At 66.1% G+C, this 18711-nt stretch carries 16 protein-coding genes, 1 tRNA gene, 2 rRNA genes and 2 pseudogenes (1 of these 21 running past the window's edge); 10 read left to right on the top strand and 11 right to left on the bottom strand.

Annotation, left to right across the window (positions count from 1 at the left end):
• The first annotated feature begins 12 nt into the window (after positions 1–12).
• Both D8I30_RS06145 and D8I30_RS06140 read left to right on the top strand, forming a co-directional pair.
• Positions 13–1767: an arylsulfatase gene (locus D8I30_RS06145; protein ID WP_121481956.1), complete on the top strand. Its 1755-nt coding sequence runs from the start codon at positions 13–15 to the stop codon at positions 1765–1767.
• Positions 1768–1774: 7 nt separating this feature from the next.
• Positions 1775–2662, top strand: coding sequence for a formylglycine-generating enzyme family protein (locus D8I30_RS06140; RefSeq protein WP_205570752.1), 888 nt, complete (start codon positions 1775–1777; stop codon positions 2660–2662).
• 33 nt (positions 2663–2695) lie between these two features.
• Here the strand turns inward: D8I30_RS06140 and D8I30_RS06135 are convergent, their stop codons facing one another.
• The 3 genes from D8I30_RS06135 to D8I30_RS06125 form a co-directional block, all read right to left on the bottom strand.
• Positions 2696–3895: an alkaline phosphatase gene (locus tag D8I30_RS06135; protein ID WP_121481954.1), complete on the bottom strand. Its 1200-nt coding sequence runs from the start codon at positions 3893–3895 to the stop codon at positions 2696–2698.
• Positions 3896–3942: 47 nt separating this feature from the next.
• Positions 3943–5334 carry a purple acid phosphatase family protein gene (locus D8I30_RS06130; RefSeq protein WP_121481953.1) on the bottom strand — a complete coding sequence of 464 codons (1392 nt, stop codon included), beginning with the start codon at positions 5332–5334 and terminating at the stop codon, positions 3943–3945.
• A gap of 121 nt (positions 5335–5455) precedes the next feature.
• On the bottom strand, positions 5456–8440 hold the full coding sequence (locus D8I30_RS06125; RefSeq protein WP_121481952.1) for a TonB-dependent receptor: 2985 nt from the start codon (positions 8438–8440) through the stop codon (positions 5456–5458).
• Positions 8441–8623: 183 nt separating this feature from the next.
• On the opposite strand from D8I30_RS06125, the gene D8I30_RS06120 reads away from it, so the two are divergent.
• Positions 8624–9076: a hypothetical protein gene (locus D8I30_RS06120; RefSeq protein WP_162938819.1), complete on the top strand. Its 453-nt coding sequence runs from the start codon at positions 8624–8626 to the stop codon at positions 9074–9076.
• Here the strand turns inward: D8I30_RS06120 and D8I30_RS06115 are convergent.
• Positions 9063–9299, bottom strand: coding sequence for a hypothetical protein (locus D8I30_RS06115; protein WP_162938818.1), 237 nt, complete (start codon positions 9297–9299; stop codon positions 9063–9065). The two genes, D8I30_RS06120 and D8I30_RS06115, sit on opposite strands and share 14 nt — an antisense overlap.
• A 369-nt stretch (positions 9300–9668) precedes the next feature.
• On the opposite strand from D8I30_RS06115, the gene D8I30_RS14370 reads away from it, so the two are divergent.
• Positions 9669–10130 carry a hypothetical protein gene (locus D8I30_RS14370; RefSeq protein WP_162938817.1) on the top strand — a complete coding sequence of 154 codons (462 nt, stop codon included), beginning with the start codon at positions 9669–9671 and terminating at the stop codon, positions 10128–10130.
• Between the two features lie 123 nt (positions 10131–10253).
• Here the strand turns inward: D8I30_RS14370 and D8I30_RS06110 are convergent.
• Positions 10254–10879, bottom strand: a pseudogene (locus D8I30_RS06110) (tyrosine-type recombinase/integrase).
• Positions 10880–11219: 340 nt separating this feature from the next.
• On the opposite strand from D8I30_RS06110, the gene D8I30_RS06105 reads away from it, so the two are divergent.
• From D8I30_RS06105 to D8I30_RS06080, 6 genes are all read left to right on the top strand, one after another.
• Entirely contained in the window at positions 11220–12215 is a 996-nt protein-coding gene (locus D8I30_RS06105; protein ID WP_121481949.1) for a TerC family protein, read from the top strand.
• A gap of 197 nt (positions 12216–12412) precedes the next feature.
• Positions 12413–12748 (top strand): ArsR/SmtB family transcription factor, encoded by a 336-nt coding sequence (locus D8I30_RS06100; RefSeq protein ID WP_121481948.1) that lies wholly within the window; start codon positions 12413–12415, stop codon positions 12746–12748.
• Between the two features lie 7 nt (positions 12749–12755).
• Positions 12756–13178, top strand: a complete 423-nt coding sequence (gene arsC / locus D8I30_RS06095) for an arsenate reductase (glutaredoxin) (RefSeq protein WP_121481947.1) — start codon at positions 12756–12758, stop codon at positions 13176–13178.
• The gene (gene arsB / locus D8I30_RS06090; protein WP_121481946.1) at positions 13178–14263 is read left to right on the top strand and encodes an ACR3 family arsenite efflux transporter; all 1086 of its coding nucleotides are present in this window, start codon (positions 13178–13180) and stop codon (positions 14261–14263) included. The genes arsC and arsB overlap by 1 nt, the downstream gene beginning before the upstream one ends.
• Positions 14263–14703: an arsenic resistance N-acetyltransferase ArsN2 gene (gene arsN2 / locus D8I30_RS06085; RefSeq protein ID WP_121481945.1), complete on the top strand. Its 441-nt coding sequence runs from the start codon at positions 14263–14265 to the stop codon at positions 14701–14703. The genes arsB and arsN2 overlap by 1 nt, the downstream gene beginning before the upstream one ends.
• Positions 14700–15296, top strand: coding sequence for an NAD(P)H-dependent oxidoreductase (locus D8I30_RS06080; RefSeq protein WP_276118897.1), 597 nt, complete (start codon positions 14700–14702; stop codon positions 15294–15296). Before arsN2 ends, D8I30_RS06080 begins: the two co-directional genes overlap by 4 nt.
• 183 nt (positions 15297–15479) lie before the next feature.
• Here the strand turns inward: D8I30_RS06080 and D8I30_RS06075 are convergent, their stop codons facing one another.
• The 6 genes and pseudogenes from D8I30_RS06075 to D8I30_RS06050 form a co-directional block, all read right to left on the bottom strand.
• The gene (locus D8I30_RS06075) at positions 15480–15821 is read right to left on the bottom strand and encodes a hypothetical protein (protein WP_121481944.1); all 342 of its coding nucleotides are present in this window, start codon (positions 15819–15821) and stop codon (positions 15480–15482) included.
• Positions 15818–16986 (bottom strand): annotated as a pseudogene (locus D8I30_RS06070) (IS3 family transposase). Before D8I30_RS06070 ends, D8I30_RS06075 begins: the two are co-directional and overlap by 4 nt.
• Positions 16987–17013: 27 nt before the next feature.
• Positions 17014–17439, bottom strand: a complete 426-nt coding sequence (locus D8I30_RS06065) for a hypothetical protein (RefSeq protein ID WP_162938816.1) — start codon at positions 17437–17439, stop codon at positions 17014–17016.
• Positions 17440–17467: 28 nt separating this feature from the next.
• Positions 17468–17544 (bottom strand) — tRNA-Met (locus D8I30_RS06060).
• Positions 17545–17603: 59 nt separating this feature from the next.
• A 5S ribosomal RNA gene (gene rrf, locus D8I30_RS06055) occupies positions 17604–17718 on the bottom strand.
• 82 nt (positions 17719–17800) lie between these two features.
• Positions 17801–18711 (bottom strand): 23S ribosomal RNA (locus D8I30_RS06050) (it continues 1872 nt past the right edge of the window).

Raw genomic sequence — 18711 nt, 5'->3', positions numbered from 1 at the left:
ACGGACCCCGCCATGAAGATCGCGAAACGCCTGCTGCCCGCCCTTCTGGGCGGCGCCTCCCTGCTCTGCCTGGCGCCGGCGGCGCTGCACGCCGAACCCGCCCCGGCCGCTGCCCTCGCGACGGCGCCCGCGCCGCCCGAGCGCGACGCCCGGCCCAACATCGTCCTGATCGTCGTCGACGACATGGGCTATTCGGACCTCAGCGCCTTCGGCAGCGAGATCCGGACCCCCAACCTGGACGCCCTGGCGGCTAGCGGCGTGCAGCTGACCAACTTCCACGCCTCGCCGGCCTGCTCGCCGACGCGCGCCATGCTGCTCAGCGGCGTCGACAACCACATTGCCGGCGTTGGCACCATGGTCGAGGTCATCGCCCCCGAACAGGTCGGCGTGCCCGGCTATGAAGGGGTGCTGAACGACCGGGTCGTCCCCTTCCCGGCCCTGCTGCAGAAGGCCGGCTATCACACCTTCATGGTGGGCAAGTGGCACCTGGGGATGAAGGACGGCCAGAGCCCGCAGGACCGCGGCTTCGACCACTCCTTCGTGCTGCTGAACGGCGGCGCGGACCACTTCACCCAGGGCGGCACCATCTTCGCCGCGCCCAAGGCCAGCTATCGCGACGACGGCGCCCTGGTCGACCTGCCCGAGAATTTCTTCTCGACCGACTTCTACACCGACCGGATTCTGCAGAACATCCAGGGCGTCGATGACCAGAAGCCCTTCTTCGCCTACATCGCCTACACCGCGCCGCACTGGCCGCTGCAGGCGCCGGACGAATACCTGGACCGCTATCGCGGCGTCTATGACGTCGGCTACGAGGAGATCCTCAACCGCCGGATCGAGCGCATGAAGGCCAAGGGCCTGATCGCCGAGGATGTGCAGCCCGCCCCGTCGCCCGGCGTCTGGCCCGAGTGGAGCGAACTCTCGGCCGAGGAGAAGGCCAAGGAAGCGCGGCGCATGGAGATCTACGCCGCCATGATCGCCAACCTGGACGACAACGTCGGCCGCCTGGTCGCCGAACTGAAGCGCACGGGCCAGTACGACAACACCGTCTTCGTCTTCTTCTCCGACAACGGGGCCGAGGGCAGCGATGCCGAGGACATCAGCGAGAAGAACCGCGAGTGGATTCAGGCGACCTTCGACAACAGCCTCGACAACATGGGGCGGCGCAATTCCTTCATCGGCTACGGCCCCAACTGGGCGCGGGTCAGCTCGGCTCCGTTCCGCCTGTTCAAAGCCTTCAGCTATGAGGGCGGCGTCCGCACCCCGGCCTTCGTCGCCGGTCCCGGCGTGCGCCAGAGCGTGAGCGACGCCTATGTCAATGTGAAGGATTGGGCGCCCACCTTCCTGCAGATGGCCCAGACGGTGCATCCGGCCCAGGAGGGCGCCGCCGTTCCGCCCCTGCAGGGCCTGTCCGCCGTGCCCTTCCTGACCGGCCAGAGCGATCAGGTTCACCCCGCCGACGCCACCCACTGCCTGGAGCTGTTCGGCCGCGTCGCGGTGCGTCAGGGCGACTACAAGCTGACCTACAGCAACAGCCCCTGGGGCAGCGGCGACTGGGAGCTGTACAACATGCGCAGCGACCCGACCGAGACCCGCGACCTGAGCCAGGCCGAGCCGGAGCAGCTGGCGGTGATGAAGTCGGCGTGGGAGACCTGCCAGCGAGACAACAACATCCTGTGGACCCCGGCCATCGCGGGCAAGAACGCCTACGGCAACACCAGCGTCCACTTCCCCGAGCGCCAGATCGACTTCCGCACCAAGGAGTGATCCGCCTGTGACCCGGTCCAAAGACCCCGTGACGATGAAGACCCTGGCTGCGGGCGACTTCGTCATGGGGTCGGACCATCACTACGTCGAGGAACGCCCCGCGCACCGCCGCCATGTCGAGGGCTTCGCCATCGACGCCGTGCCGGTGACCAACGCCCGGTTCGCCGCCTTCGTGGCCGACACCGGGCACCGGACCCTGGCGGAGACGCCGGTCAATCCGGCCGACTATCCCGGCGTTCGCCCCGAACTGCTGGCTCCCTCCTCCCTGGTCTTCACGCCTCCGCCCGGCCCCGTGCCCCTGACCGATCCGCGACAGTGGTGGCGGGTGGTGGCGGGGGCGGACTGGCGTCACCCGCTGGGCCCCGGTTCCTCGATCGAGGGGCTGGAGGAGCATCCGGTGGTGCACGTCGGCTTCGCCGACGCCCTGGCCTATGCGCGCTGGGCCGGAAAGACCCTGCCCACGGAGGCGCAGTGGGAATACGCCGCCCGCGCCGGGTCCACGACCGAATATGCCTGGGGCGACGACCTTGAGCCCGAGGGCCGACAGATGGCCAACCTCTGGCAGGGCGCCTTTCCTCACTACAACAGCCTGGCCGACGGCTTCCTGCGCACCTCGCCCGTCGGCTGTTATCCGGCCAACGCCTGGGGCCTGTCCGACATGATCGGCAACGTCTGGGAGTGGACCCTCGACACCTATCAGCGCGACCACTCCGGCCCGCCGGCCAAGAGCTGCTGCGGGGTCAACGCCCGGCCGTCCGCCCATGTCTTCAAGGTGCTGAAGGGCGGCTCGCATCTGTGCACGCCCGACTACTGCCGCCGCTACCGCCCCCCGGCCCGCCTGCAACAGGCCACCGACACCAGCGCCTCGCATATCGGCTTCCGCTGCTGCGTCTGAAGGCTGCAGCGGAAGCCGACGACAACTCCCCCTTCAGTCGCCCGACGCGGCGTCGGCCTCCCAGCCCCAGGCGGCCATCATCACCTCGAACAGGCGGGTGTTGGGGAAATAGCCGCGGACGCGCTCGGCGCCGGCGCCGACGGCCAGGGCGGGAACCTCCTCGGCCGTGTGTGTGCGGTTGACCAGCACCCGGTCCAGACGGACGAGCTTCCCGTCGCCCGGCGCCGACTTCCAGGCGTCATACCCTTCCAGCAAGACCTCGCCGCGCCGGCCGCCGTCCACCTGGACCCCGAACGAGTGGTCGGCGGTGAACAGCAGCAGGGTGTCGTTCAGGTCGACGCGGGCCTGGACCGCCTCGATCAGCTTGTCGAAGTCCACGACGTTCTGCAGGCCCCTGCGCACGTCATCCGTGTGGGCGTCCCATTCAACCATGAGGAAATAGCCCTCGGGCGCCCCTTCCAGCAGGTCGAGCGCGCGCAGCGTGGCCGCATGCACGTCCATCGCATCGGCCACGACCACGGGTCGACCGTTGGACGCCGGCGCTTCTTCCAGGCGGGCGTAGATGGGGCGGTCGTGCGCCCGGCTCAGGGCGTCAAAGCTTGAGCCGACGGCCGCCAGTTGCTCGCCGATCTTCTGCCGACCGACGCCGAACATCACGTCGACCCCGTCGCCGAAGCGGGGCGAGAAGGCCTGCGGGAAGATCTCGCCCCACTTCCCCCGGTCGTTGGCATGGGCGTAGGTCGCCGCCGGCGTCGCGTCGGCGATGGACTGGCTCGAGATCACCCCCGTGCGCAGGCCGCGCTCCTCGGCGTATTCCAGCAGGGTCTTGGTGGGCGCGCCGTCGCTCCGGCCGCGCACGGCCGAGGGCGACTGGCTGATCACGCCGTTGCGCGTCTTCACCCCGGTCATGATCGAGGACATGCCGTTGGCCGAGTCCGACACGAACTGATCGACCGCCGAGGTCTCGCTCAGGCCCAGATGCGGCCACTGCTGGATGTGCAGTTGCAGCGGCTCGCCATAGGCCATCAGACTGGCCGCGTTCAGCGTCGAGACGCCGCCCGCATCGGCCAGGAAGAGGATGACGTTCTTCGCCCGCTGCGTCGGGGGGGCTTCGGCGGCCACAGCGACGGCGGCGCGCGCCGGGGCTTGCGCCATGGCCGGAGACAGCCCCGCCGACAAGGCGGCCGAAAGGACCAGGGCGGAAACCAGAAGGCGGCGGGAAATCGTGGTCATGACCGTTTCCTCAACTTGGAAATGCAAAGGGAGGGCGCGCGGAGCGGCTATTTGGGGCTGCCGACACAGGGGACGCCGTCGGGGCCGACGGCGCCGTCGCACAGCCGCAGGGACGGCAGAGCCTCCGACGGCGCCTCGAGCGACTTGGAGCCGTCGGCCGCGCGGACGATGTCGACGGCGTCATAGAGGGCGCCCGACACGGTGTAGGCGCGATAGCGCAGGCGCCCGGCCTCGACGTCGATGGTCTGATACAGCTGGGTGTCGGCCGCGACGCGGTCGGGCTGGATCAGGGCCCGGTCGTTCAGGCCGTACATCTTAGGTCCGGCGACCGAGACCACATAGACCGGCCCCTGCGGCGCTCCGGCGGCGCGGCGCGCGGCGCCCGCCGCCTGCCCCTCGCCGTCGGTGATGCGGCTGTAGCAGTGGTCGTGGCCCTGTAGGACCATGTCCACGTTGCGCGCCCGATAGATCGGCTCCCAGGCGGCCTTCAGCGCCTTGGTGTCGTCCGGGCGGGCGCAGGTGTAGATGGGTTGGTGCTGGACCACGACGTTCCAGCGCGCGGTGCTGGAGGCCAGGGCGCCGTCCAGCCAGCGGGTCTGGGAGTCGAGGGAGTCGAGCTCCGCAGCGGCCGTGCCGTCCAGAACGATGAAGCGCACGCCCTGATAGTCGACGAAATAGCTGGTCTCGGGCGCCTTGTCCGCGCCGTTTCCGGGCAGGGCGAACTGGGCCGACCACAGGGGGCCGAGGTGTCGGGCGCCCTCGTCGTCGTCGCTGTACTCATGGTTTCCGGCGGCGGGAAGCTGCGGGATCATGGCGAAGCCGTAGCCGCCCGCCGCCGTCCACTCCCCCCACTCCCAGTCATGCGACCGGCCGGTCAGGTCGCCCGCGTGCACCACCACGTCCGGCGAGGTCCGCAGCAGGCCGTTGCGGATGGTGCGCGAACCCTTGGACAGAATGCTGTTCTGGGTGTCCCCGAAATAGAGGATGCGGAAAGGCTCCGACAGGTCGGCGGCCGCGGTGCGGAACGACAGCCACTCCGACCAGCCGTCCGCGCCCCTGACGCGGTAGAGGTAGGTCGTCGCCGGCTTCAGCCCCTCGAACCGCGCGGCGTGGTGGCGACCCTGCCCGCCCAGCGCCGCGCCGTCCGTCGAACGGCCCGCCACGACCTGGGCGCGCTCCTCATAGGCGGGGCCGTCGATCGCCTCGACCAGTTCAGCCAGGGCGGCGACCTGGCGGCCATCCGTGCGCCAGGCCACGGCCATGTCCCGCGCCGCGTCGGCGCCCGGCGTCAGGACGATGCGATCCGGCAAGCCCGTCGGCGCCCAGGGGCGCGGGGCGGATACGGACGGCGCCGTGGGGGCGGAAGCCTGGGCGTGGGCGATGGCCGGCAGGCCGGCGACCAGGGCCGCGCCGGCGATCAGAAGGGTCTTCAGGTGCATGGGTCTCACTCACAGCTGAGGCGACGGGGGGAGCGGGCGGCGAGCGCACCGCGCCGAACTCGGAAAAAGGACGCGGCCATCGCTGCCGGGAGGCGCACAGCGACGGCCGCTTGGGCCGACCTCAGAAGTTGAGGCGCAGGCCGACCATGTAGCGCGCGCCGAACTGCTCGTACTCGGACACGCGATAGGCTTCGCCCTGGTAACGGATGCCCGGCTCGTTCAGCAGGTTGTTGGCGTCGAAGTAGATTTCGGCGTTGTCGTTGAAGGCGTAGCTGGCCTTGAAGTCCAACCGGCCCACCTCGTCCCAATAACCGTCGCCCAGGATGTCGCCGTCGCCGACGCTGTCGAGCCACTCGGTGCGATACTGCCAGCTCAGACGAGTCGAGAAGCCGTAGCGCTCATAGGACAGGGCGGCGTTGTAGATGAGGTCCGACGCCCCCGGCAGCGGCACCTTGCGGCCGTCCGGCGTCTCGGTTTCGGTGGCGTTCAGCGTCAGGTTGCCGCGCACGCCGAAGCCGGCGGCCCAGTCCGGCAGGCCCAGGCGGTCGGCGAAGGGCTCCATCGTCTGGGAGAAGGCGACCTCGACGCCGCGCAGATAGCCGCTGCCGCCGTTGTCGGTGGTGGCGTAGGCGTATTCGGAACGATCGAGCCCCGGCTGGTTCAGCACCTCGCTGCCGAAGCGCGGATGGACCACGCTGAACAGCACGTCGTTGAGATGCTTGTAGTAGGCGCCGACCGAGAAGAAGGCCCCCGAGGGCAGATACCATTCCAGATAGGCGTCCACGCCTACGGCCTTTTCCGGCCCGGCCGACGGATTGCCGCCGCTGACGACCTCGTCCTCGTCGCTGACGCTGTAGTTCGGGCGCAGCAGGCTGAAGTCGGGGCGGGCGGCGCCCGTGTTGGCCGACAGGCGCAGCTTGAGCTGGTCGCTGATGTCCCAGTTCACGTGCGCGCTGGGCAGGACCACGATGTTGTCGTCGGACACGCGGACAGACTCGAAGCCGGCGCCCGTTTTGACCAGAGCTTCGCCTTCGTTCTCGACCCGTTCGGCGCGGACGCCGACCAGGATGTTGCCCCAGTCGAAATAGGTGGTGGCCATGGCGTAGCCGGCCAGGACGCTTTCGGAGACCTCGTAGTTGTTCGTCTCCGAGGTGTTGGCCTGGATGCGGCTGAGACCGCGATCGTGCAGGTCGCGCCACAAGGCCTTGGCGCCGCTTTCGGAGAAGTAGCGGAAGGCGTAGCCCAGCGGCAGGTCGCCCTTGTAGGGGTCGTTGATGGCGAAGTCGGCGGGCGACGGGAAGGGGATCTGCGCCGCCGTCAGGGCCGCCGGGACGATCTCGAGCGTCTGGCGCGTGTCTTCCTTGGTGCGGTCGTCATACTGGCCGCCGAACTGAAGTTCGGTCGAACGGCCGAACAGGGTCAGGTCACGGCTCAGATCCAGGCGGGCGCTGTAGGACCGGCTGTCCTGCAGACGGGTGGTGGAGCGCAGATAGACGAACTCGTAGTCCTGCGGGTCCAGCGAGCGTTTGGACGCCCCGCGCGAGAAGCTGCCGTCCGGATTGACGATGGTCTCGTACAACTGGACGCCGTGCAGTTCGCGATTGGTGAAGTCATAGACCACCGTCGGGCGCAGGCTGTAGTCGACCGCGCCGCCGGGGCGCGGGCTGCGCCAGGCCGAGTTGAACGACGGCCCCGCCTCGGCGCGCGACTGGGTGTAGTTCAGGCGCCAGGACACGTCCCAGTCGCCGAAGCGCTGCTCGCCGCCCAGGGTGTTGGTGAAGATGCTTTCCAGGGTGTGGTTGAGGTTCAGGGTGCTGTCCAGCTCGACGCCGTAGATGGTCCCCTGCAGCGGCGTATTGCCCGTGCGGACGTCGGCGTAGCCGCGCGTGACCGCCGCGCGGTCGGTGCGCACCGCCCCGTCGTCTAGGTCGAACTCATGCGCGTTGCGCATCTCGTCGTCGGTGAACTCGGTATAGAGGCTGGTCAGGAAGAAGCGATGCTCGTTCGACGGACGGAAGTCGAACCGGCCCGCGTAGGCGGTGTTGCTGCGCGTCAGGCGATAGAGCTTGTTCTGATGGGCGTCGGCCCAGGTGCGCGTCTCCGAACCCGGCTCGCGGTCCTCCGAGGCGACTTCCCAGTCCGTCTCGAAATTGTCGGTGATCATGTTGCGCTCATAGCGCGAGGCCGACAGGGCCACCCCGAACCGGCCGTCGGCGAAGGTGTCGGCGATGAAGCCGCCCACGTCATACTGGCTGCGGCCGCCCAGGTCGTTGTAGCCGTAGCCCAGGTTCAGCGAGACCGCCCGTTCGGGGTAGTCGAAGGCGCCGCGCGTGGTGATGTCGATGTTGCCGGCCAGGGTCTCGCCCGACATGGCCGCGGTCACCGCCTTGCGCACGATCACCGACTTGGCGATGGCGGCGGGAATGGTGTCGGTGCGGGCGCTCTTGCCGCCCGGCGCGATGACGTTGACGCCGTCGAAGGAGATGGTGCTCCAGCGCGAGGGCGCGCCGCGCAGGCTGATGGACCGCTCCTGGCCCTGGTCGCGCTCGACGGCGACGCCCGGCAGGCGGCTGAGGGCGGCGGCGATGTTCTGATCGGGGAAGTGGCCGATGGCGTCGGCCGAGACCACGTTCACCAGGGCCGTCGACGAGCGCTGGACCTGCAGGGCGGCGGCTTCCGATTCCGCCTGCGGGCGGCGGCCGACGACCACGACGTCGGCCACAGAGGCGGCGCCGAAGTCGATCGGCAGAGCCACCGAAGCCGAAGCTACGGCGCCGGCGGCGACCTCGACCTGGACCCGCTGGGTCGTACGCCCGACATAGCTGACAATCAGGGTGTGACGGCCGATCGGCGCCCGCTGCAGGGCGAAGCGTCCCTCGCGGTCGCTCACCGCGACCTGGTCGTGCCCCTCGATGCGCACCTCGGCGCCCAGCAGATAGCCGCCGCGATCCGCGTCCGTGATCAACCCGGCGATCTGCCCGGTCTCGGCCAGGGCGACGGCCGAGGCCGCATCGTCGGCCCACGACGCCGACGGCGCCACGACCACGCCCAGGCCGACAAAGGCGGCGCCGCAGAGCAGGGCGGATTTGAGATTAGTGAAGAACAAGGCTTCGTACCCCCGAGAACAAATTGTCTTGCGGGGCAGCCATCTAGCGCCAATCGCGGGTCGTTGGTGTTATTGTTTGGCGTAGATTTTAGACATTTTTTGCTTGATACCGTTCGCTCAGGGACGAAACTCGCCAATCGAGAGCCCGCAACCGCGCCAACGCCGCAAGCGCCGGCTGATCGATTGAACACATCGGTGGGCGGACACCTGCGCCGAGGCGTCAAGCTGCAATCGCGCACTGGCCGCGAGACCGTGCGCCTGAAGCGCCCTGACGGCGCGCTCCTCGCCGCCCCGATCGAGATTGAAAACTTGCGCGCCTGGTCCGGCCCCGACTGGACGCCCATCATCGTGGACGACCAGGACCGCCCGGTCCTGGTCATGCACGCCAAGACGCAGCTCTATGTTCTGGCCGACGCCGATCTGCTGAGCACCCACGGGCTGAAGACGCTGAACGGCGCGCGCACGGCGGTCGCCCTGCTGGACATCGTGCGGTCCGAGGACGCCCCGATCATGTTCGACCTGACGCTGCATGGGATGCAGCGCACCCGCAATCTGCTGCGGCTGATGCTGGAGCCGCCGCTCCTGGGCATGACCCTGGTTCTGGCGACGCTGGAGGTCGCGGCTACGCGGCCCTGATGGTCGGCGTGGCGCCAAAGATGGCGCCATTGGCCTCGAACGGGGCAGGCGGCCAACCACGCCCTCCCCTCCGAACGCCCGAGATGAAGCGGCGCAGGATGTTGCCGGCCCCGTCCATCTCGGCCACCTCGTCCGCGCCTGACCACAGGGCCTCCAAGGTCCAAGCGTAGGCCACCCCCAGGAAGCTGGCCGGAGCGCCGCTGGAGCGAGAACTGGCGGACATCGCGCGCAAGCTGAAGCGCGCGCAGACCATGTGCCTGGAGGCGCGATCGAGACCGATGAACTGAAGACGATCAGCGCGCCATTGAAGATCCGCCGGAGAGAGATCCAGGTCCGATTAGAGGCTCCAGCGTCACCCCGGCGCTGCGGTCGCCTAGCGGCGCTGGCGAAAGGCCTGCATCAGGCAAATGGGCGACGACGGCGAGGGGGCGCGGGTCGAACTTCGCAAACTGATCGAGCGCGTGGAGGGCCTGCGCAACCAGGCCCAGAAAGCAGAAAACCCGTAGCGAGGGCTGCGGGGGTGTGGGATCTTGGGTGCGGGAGCAGGATTTGGTCGAGACCTCACACCTATAATCAGCTTCATGGCGTAGCGGTGCTGGCGATACCTCAAAGCCCGCAATGCGCCATTAGCGGTCATGCGGACCACGCCGTAAACGCGACATTCGGCCTGAGACCCGAAAGGCCGCTTTCGGGTGGGATACCTACTTCGCAAACCGACCCGTTGCCGACGTTCCGTAAGCAGGTGATGGTTCGGTATGGACGACACGCCTCTCCGGGTTCCCAACTTTTTCTCCACGACCTTCGCTACGATGTTGGGTCGCTGGTCGTCACGCTGGCCGTGAAAGGCGATCCTCATTTTGAGGTTCAGTTCGATCCACCTCGAGCCTTCCGTTCCTATGCCGAAAGCGACTTCTGGCAGTATCTGAAAGCCTACAAAGGCGAACCACTCTTGAGCGGTGGCGACGCGGACGTCGGCGTGTTCATGAGCGAGGATGCGTCGAATATCGGAAATACGTGCGCCCTTCGGAACCTGAAACAACCTACTCCTGCCTGATCACGACTGAGCAAGAATGTGTTGAGGTAGTCTGTTTCGAGAAGCCGACGATCCGTTTCCTGTAGGTCCGCTTCCCACCCATAGGTGACAATGACCGGGCCCGCTTTCGGGCCCGGTCGTGAGTCACAGATCGATCTGTTCTGACATCTCCAGGGCGTCGTCCACTTCGATGCCGAGGTATCTGACGGCGCTCTCGAGCTTCCTGTGGCCGAGCAGGAGCTGACAGGCGCGGAGATTGCCGGTCTTCTTGTAAACGAGCGACACCTTCGTCCGCCTGAGGCTGTGGGTCCCGTAGCCCTGCGGTTCCAGGTCGATCATCTGAACCCAGCGATCAACGAGCCGCGCGTACGGGCGGGTGCCAATGTGCTGACCCGGCCGGCTGCGGCTCGGGAACAGCCAGTCATCGTCGCGCTGACCGCGGATCGTCAGCCAAGCGGCGATGGCGTCGCGCGCAGGCTCCGTGATCTCGAAAGGAACAGGTCTTCCGGTCTTCTGCTGGATGACGATCGAGCGCTGGCGAAGCACGCCGCCCGGCGCCACACGCTGACCCGGAGCCGAACCAGGTCACAGGCCCGCAGCTTGGCGTCCAGGGCGCAGTTGAACATCGCAAGGTCGCGCACCCTCCTCGCGACCTTCAACTGCTGTCGAATTGCCCAGATGTGCTTCGGCTTCAGCGGTGCCTTGGGGCCGATAAGACGGCCGGCATTCCACGGGCGCTTGGGCTGAATGAACAGGTCAGACTGGCGCATGGCCAACCTCCATTAAGGTCGCCTCCCTGTCCGTTGCCAGTCTCTACGCTCTCAGCATCTCTTCAGCGCAAGATGCGGACATTCACCAGCGCCGAAACTGGACGGCATGCGACGTCACCCAACATACGGAACTTGGGGAAGACGCCATCTGCTCCCATCCCTCCCGGCTTGCCGGGAAAGTTCGGACCAGCTAAATTATGGATCAGCGGACCGGGCCCCTCTGACGTCTGATGGCAGACGTGATGTCGGACCGCATCGAGTGATCTCGGTGCGCGACTACCCCTTTCTGGTCGATCCCCAAATCGCGCGCCGGGGTCGCTCCTTGAACAAGGGGTGTCCTATGGACCTGATGACTTTCTTCCTGGCCGACTGGCTGGGCAAGCCGGCCTGGATGTGGCTGGCGTTCATGGGCGTGGTCGTGGCGCTGCTGGTGCTCGACCTCGGCGTCCTGCACCGCGACCAGCACGAGATCGGCGTGCGTGAGAGCCTCTTGCTATCCAGCATGTACATCGCCGTCGCGCTCGTTTTCGGCGGCTGGGTCTGGTGGGAGCTGGGCAGCCAGTCGGGCATGGAATACCTGACAGGCTTCGCGATCGAGAAGTCGCTGGCGATGGACAACGTCTTCGTCATCGCCATGATCTTCGGCTACTTCGCCATTCCGAGGGCGCTGCAGCACCGAGTGCTTTTCTGGGGCATCCTGGGCGTAATCGTGCTCAGGGCCATCATGATCGGCGCGGGCGCGGCCCTGGTCAGCCAGTACGGCTGGGTGCTCTACATCTTCGCCGCCTTCCTGATCTTCACCGGAATCAAGATGTTTTTCGCCGGCGACGGACATGCCGACTTAGGCGCCAATCCGCTGGTTAAGTGGATGCGCGGGCATCTGAGAATCACCGACCAACTGCAAGGCCAGAGGTTCTTCGTACGCGAGCCCCACCCGAAGACCGGGCGCATGGTCCTCTGGGCCACGCCGATGTTCCTGGCGCTGGTGATGATCGAGATTGCGGACGTGATCTTCGCTGTGGACTCGGTGCCGGCGATCTTCGCCATCACCACTGACCCCTACATCGTCTACACCTCGAACATCTTCGCCATCCTGGGGCTCAGGGCGCTCTATTTCGCGCTCGCCGCCATCATCCACCGCTTCGCCTATCTCAAACAGGCGCTGGCCGTGCTGCTGGTGTTCATAGGCGGCAAGATCTTTTTGGCCGACCTCTTGGGCTGGGAGAAATTTCCCGCGGAGTGGTCGCTGGCCATCACCGCCTTCATCCTGGCGGCAGGGGTGTTCTGGTCGCTCTGGAAGACGCAGGGTCAGTCCTCTGAGACCTCCTCCTCGTGACGAGACAGGGCCCGCCGATAGTGGCGGGCCCTGAGCCTATTCCCAGGCAGCCCAAATCGGTCGGCGCCCCTACTCGCAGAACCTGCGCAGCGCCAGCAGCGGAAGTTGGGAACTGCGCGCATAGCCGACCTTTGCCGCTTACTAGATGAGCGCTCATCAACCTTTGACTTCGCTAACCATTCCATTATTTTGGAACTATGGAATCAAAAATCGCCATCCTTGCTCTCGCCGCCCTGGCCCAGCCCACGCGGCTCGAGACCTTCCGCCTGCTGGTTCGTCACGAACCCGAGGGTCTGCCTGCCGGCCAGATCGCGGACACGCTGGCTGTGCCGGCCAATACCATGTCGGCGCATCTCGGCGTCCTGTCCCGCGCCGGTCTGATCAGTTCCGAGCGTCGCAGCCGGTCGATCATCTATCGCGCCGACCTGAGCCGCCTTCAGGGGTTGATCGTCTTCCTGCTGAAGGACTGCTGCCAAGGCCGCGCCGAACTGTGCGAGCCGCTGCTGGCCGAACTCTCGCCCTGCCGCGCCTGAGGTCATCATGGACGTCGTCATCTATCACAACCCTGCCTGCGGGACGTCGCGCAACGCCCTGGCCCTGATCCGCCACGTCGGGATCGAGCCGCACGTCATCGAGTATCTGAAGACGCCGCCCAGCCGCGCCATGATCATGGGACTGGTCGAACGCATGGGCGCGCCGCTGCGCAGCCTTCTGCGTGAGAAGGGCACGCCCTTCGCCGAACTGAGCCTTGGCGATCCCGACCTGACAGACGACCAGCTTCTGGACGCCATCGAGGCCCATCCGGTTCTGCTGAACCGTCCAGTCGTGGTGTCCCCGCTCGGGGTGAAGCTGTGTCGGCCGTCCGAGGCGGTTCTCGACCTCCTGCCGTCGGGGAGCCTGAAGCCCTTCACCAAGGAGGACGGCGAAGTCGTCATCGACGCCGACGGCCGGAGGGTCCGCTGATGGTCGACGCCTTGATTACTGAACAGCCGAAGCGCCGCCTGTCCTTCCTCGACCGCTGGCTGACGCTATGGATTTTCGCTGCCATGGGGCTGGGCGTGCTGCTGGGCACGCTTGTGCCGGGCCTGCCCGACTGGATCGACAGCCTGTCGGTCGGGACGACCAACATCCCCATCGCCATCGGCCTGATCCTGATGATGTACCCGCCGCTGGCGCGGGTGAGGTACGAAGAACTGCCGCGCGTCTTCGCCGACAAGCGCGTGCTGCTGCTGTCCCTGTTCCAGAACTGGGTGCTGGGGCCGGTGCTGATGTTCGCTCTGGCGGTGATCTTCCTGCGCGACCAGCCGGAATACATGACCGGCGTCATCCTGATCGGCCTGGCCCGCTGCATCGCCATGGTGCTGGTCTGGAACCAGCTGGCGCGCGGCGACAACCAGTATGTGGCGGGTCTCGTCGCCTTCAACTCGATCTTCCAAATCGCCTTCTTCAGCCTCTACGCCTGGCTGTTCCTGACCGTGCTGCCGCCCCTGTTCGGGCTGGAGGGCAGCGTGGTCGACGTCAGCGTCGGGACCATCGCCGGCGCCGTCCTGGTCTATCTGGGCCTGCCCTTTTTCGGCGGTTTCCTGACCCGGCGCACCCTGATCGCGCGCCGGGGTGCCGACTGGTACGAGACGCGCTTCCTGCCGCGCATCGCGCCGATCACCCTGATCGCCTTGCTTTTCACCATCATCGCCATGTTCAGCCTGAAGGGCGGCGAGGTGACAGCCATGCCGCTGGACGCCCTGCGCATCGCCGTCCCGCTGACGATCTACTTTCTGGTCATGTTCGTGGTCAGCTTCCTGATGGGGCGGCTGATCGAGGCGGACTATCCGCGCACCACGGCCCTGGCCTTCACCGCCGCCTCCAATAATTTCGAACTGGCGATCGCTGTCGCTATCGCCGCCTTCGGGCTGGCCTCGCCGGTCGCCTTCGCGGCGGTCATCGGCCCGCTGGTCGAGGTGCCGGTGCTGATCTTGCTGGTCTCGGTCGCTCTGTGGCTGGGCCGCCGCTACTTCCCTGCGACCGCACCGAGGAAGGACGCCTGCTGATGGCCTTCAAAGCCGTGGAATTGCCCGATCCGACGCCCGCCCTGATCGCCGCGCTGGAGGCCGCAGGCTTGCCCACGGACGACCTGCGCGAACCCGGTCGCCGCTTCTACCGCTTCGAGGATGATGCGGGGCTGATCGGCTACGGCGGGCTGGAGGAGATCGGACAAGACGCCCTGATCCGCTCCATCGTCGTCGTCGACGACCGTCGCGGCGACGGCTTCGGCGCGGCGATCCTGTCCTGGTTGGAAGCCGAGGCGGTAAGACAGCGAGCGACTGGCCTCTACCTGCTCACGACCTCGGCGGCGGCCTTCTTCCGGAAGCACGGTTACGCGATCCTGTCCCGATCAGCCGCGCCGCCCGCTGTCGCCGCCTCCCGGCAGTTCGGCACCCTGTGTCCGGCCTCAGCGGCTTTCATGTTCAAGGAGTTGCGTCCTCAATGACCCGCCTCCGCCACCTGCCCGCGCTCGACCCGGCCTACCTGTCCAGCCAGCCGGCGCTGGACCTCGGCCCGAACGAGCATCCGCCGCGCATCCTGCTGCTCTACGGCTCGCTGAGGGACCGATCCTATTCCCAGCTGTGCGTCGAGGAGGCGGCCCGCCTTCTGCGCTTCATGGGCTGCGAGACGCACATCTTCGATCCCTCCGATCTGCCTCTCACTGACCAGGTCGACTACGACGACCATCCAGCCGTCCACGAACTGCGCGAACACGCCCTGTGGTCCGAAGGCATGGTCTGGAGCAGCCCAGAGCGCCACGGCCAGATTTCCGGGATCATGAAACTCCAGATTGACCACCTGCCGCTGAACATGGGCGGGATGCGCCCGACGCAGGGCCGCACCCTGGCCGTCATGCAGGTCTCAGGCGGCTCGCAGAGTTACAACGCGGTCAACACCCTGCGCCTGCTGGGCCGCCGGATGCGGATGATCACCATTCTGGAGCGTGGTGTTCGCCGCCGGCCTCTCGGGACGGGACGGCCAGCCGCCGTCGCAGTCCGAAATCGACCGCGCCCTGCAAATCATGGTCGAGGCGGTTAACGACGGCGGCTTCGGACGCTTCGCAGCCTATGACGACGCGGGAGCCCCGGTCATTTTCGAGTGAGCCAATCTCCTGGTTGGGCCTGTCTCATGAAGCCCATGGCGGCCCCAGCGCAGCGTTTGGATATTGGCCTGACGCACCGCCCGCGCTCGTGTCCCCGCCGCAAGAGCCGTTGGATTGAATTATTGCCGACAGTTCCAATGTCCGCGCGGAGTCAAGGCAGCGGTGATCGGCTCGTCGGTCACCAGCCACATCAACTCGTCCCGGCTCTCGAGGTCAGCCTCGATCGCAACGAAGTCCGTCAGGTCGCCCCGCAGGTCTTCGATGTCCCCGATCATCTCCATGGCGGTCGGGTTGTTTTCCAGGATGTCGTCGAAGACGGCCTGATCAGAGAGATCTTCCCCGCTCACCACGTCCGCGAGATCCGATCGGTTAGCAGCGATTACCAGTTCGATATTGCGCTGCTGCAAGTCGTCGACCAACCAAAGCAGCAGATTGGTGGTGACGTGCCCCTGAGTTTTCATCCAGCGGCGACCAGAGTCCTTGGGTTAGTTACGCCTCGCAGCGTGGGGTGAGCAACAGGCCGGGCCGCGCAGCTTTCATCCTGCGCAGCGGGTCGGCCTGTTGCGGTCAGACTGGCGGCAAAGGCCTCCGGGGTGAGGTAGCCGATCGACGAGTGCGGCCGGCGCGTGTTGTAGTCCAGCGCCCAGACAGCGACTTTCTGGCGGGCGTGATCCAGACTAAAGAACAGGCTCTCGTTGAGCAGTTCGTCGCGCATCCGGCCGTTGAAGGATTCCACAAACCCGTTCTGGGTCGGCTTGCCGGGCGCGATGTAGTGCCAGTCGACGCCATGATCCTGCGCCCATGCCAGGATGGCCGTGGACGTGAACTCTGTGCCGTTGTCGCTGACGATCATGGCGGGACGACCCCGCCGAGCGATCAGCGCTGTCAGCTCGCGCGCGACGCGGCGTCCCGAGATCGAGGTGTCGGGGATCGCCGCCAGGCACTCGCGGGTGACGTCATCGACCACGTTGAGAATGCGGAAGCGGCGGCCCGTGGCGAACTGGTCGTGCACAAAGTCCAGCGACCAGCGGGCGTTCGGCCGGGCCTCGACCAGGATCGGCGCCCGCGTGCCGATAGCCCGACGACGTGAGCGGCGCTTGCGCACCGTCAGGCCTTCCTCGCGATAGAGCCGGTAGATCCGTCTCTTGCCCGAAGGCTCGCCCTCACGTCGCAGCAGCACGAACAGTCGGCGATTCAGCCGAACCGTCGCCGCTCGACAGCCAGGGCGCGCAGCCGCTCCCGCAGCGCTGTGTCCGGCTGTCGGCAGGAGCGATAGCGCACCGATTTGCGGCCTGCCTTGATGATGGAGCAGGCTCGCCGTGCGCTGATGGGCGACGGCCTGGCGCATCGCCGCGGGCCCTACCACTTTTTTGAAAGCAGATCGTTCAGCGCCGCCTTGTCGAGCATAGCGTCGGCCAGAAGCCGCTTCAGCTTGCCATTCTCGTCTTCCAGGGCCCGCAGGCGCTGGGCGTCCGACACGCTCATCCCGCCGAACTTGGCTTTCCAGGCGTAGATCGTGCCCTCAGACACCCCGTGCTTACGCGCCAGCTCGCCCGCTTTGGCGCCGGCCTCGTTCTCCCGCAGGATCCCGATAATCTGCTCTTCCGTGAATCTCGCTCGTTTCATTCCGTCCGTCCTTTCAAGGGCCGGACTCTAGCTCCGCGTGGAGGAAATTCTCAGGGGCACGTCATGAAGCGCGCGCAGGCCATGTGCCTGGACGGCGCGATCGAGACGGAAGAAGTGAAGACGATCAGCGCGCCGCTGAAGACCCGCCGTGGCGAGATCGAGGCCCGACTGGCGGTCGACGCTGCCCCGTCCGTGATCCAGCTTCACCCCGGCGCCGCGGAGACCTACCGCCGACTGGCGGAGAATCTGCACCACGCCATCGAGGGTGAAGACGGCGAGGAAGTGCGCACGGAACTGCGAAAATTGATCACGCAGGTGGACTTCATCCCCGCGGAAGGCCTGGGCAAGTTCCAGCTGGAAGTGCACGGCAGTCTGGCGGCGCTGCTGACGCTGAGTCAGGCCCAGAAAGCAGAAAACCCCACGGCCAGGAGCCATGGGGTTTCTGTAGATCAAGGCCTCACGTCCGGGTGTGAGGTATCGTTGGGTGCGGGAGCAGGATTTGAACCTGCGACCTTCAGGTTATGAGCCTGACGAGCTACCGGGCTGCTCCATCCCGCGGCAAGGCGGCGTGTAAAGGAAGAAGGGTTCGAGATATTTCAAACGTGTGTGTCGGGTAGACCCGGCGGCGACCTACTCTCCCGCGCCTTAAGACGAAGTACCATCGGCTCTGGAGGGCTTAACGACCGAGTTCGGAATGGGATCGGGTGGGGAACCTCCGACAGAGCCACCAGGTCAACCCGACACACACGAATGAAATGAGAAGATATCGTCTTTTGATTTCGGCAAGTAAAAACCGAATGAGTTTTGCTGAGAAACGATCAAGCCGATCGGATTATTAGTACCAGTAAGCTTCACACGTCACCGCGCTTCCACACCTGGCCTATCAACGTGGTAGTCTTCCACGATCCTCAGCGAAGCCTTGTTTTGAGGTTAGTTTCCCGCTTAGATGCTTTCAGCGGTTATCTATTCCATACTTAGCTACCCTGCTGCGCGGCTGGCGCCACGACAGGTCCACCAGAGGTATGTCCATCCCGGTCCTCTCGTACTAGGGACAGATCCTCTCAAGCTTCGAACACCCACGGCAGATAGGGACCAAACTGTCTCACGACGTTCTGAACCCAGCTCACGTACCACTTTAAACGGCGAACAGCCGTACCCTTGGGACCTGCTCCAGCCCCAGGATGTGATGAGCCGACATCGAGGTGCCAAACTTTGCCGTCGATATGGACTCTTGGGCAAAATCAGCCTGTTATCCCTAGAGTACCTTTTATCCGTTGAGCGATGGCCCTTCCACGCGGGACCACCGGATCACTATGGCCGACTTTCGTCTCTGCTCGACTTGTCAGTCTCGCAGTCAGGCTAGCTTATGCCATTGCACTCGACGACCGATTTCCGACCGGTCTGAGCTAACCATCGCGCGCCTCCGTTACACTTTGGGAGGCGACCGCCCCAGTCAAACTACCCACCACGCCATGTCCCGGGACCGGATAACGGCCCTCGGTTAGACGTCAACGACAGTAAGGGTGGTATTTCAAGGATGGCTCCACCAGAGCTGGCGCCCCGGCTTCATAGCCTCCCACCTATCCTACACATACGGTCGCTAACGCCAAGGCGAAGCTATAGTAAAGGTTCATAGGGTCTTTCCGTCTGACCGCGGGAACCCCGCATCTTCACGGGGAATTCAATTTCACTGAGCCTGTGCTGGAGACAGTGGGGAAGTCGTTA

The sequence above is a fragment of the Brevundimonas naejangsanensis genome, assembly GCF_003627995.1.
Classification (GTDB): domain Bacteria; phylum Pseudomonadota; class Alphaproteobacteria; order Caulobacterales; family Caulobacteraceae; genus Brevundimonas; species Brevundimonas naejangsanensis_B.
Note: the sequence above shows the minus strand (reverse complement) of the source record. Positions and strands in the feature narration are given on the sequence as shown.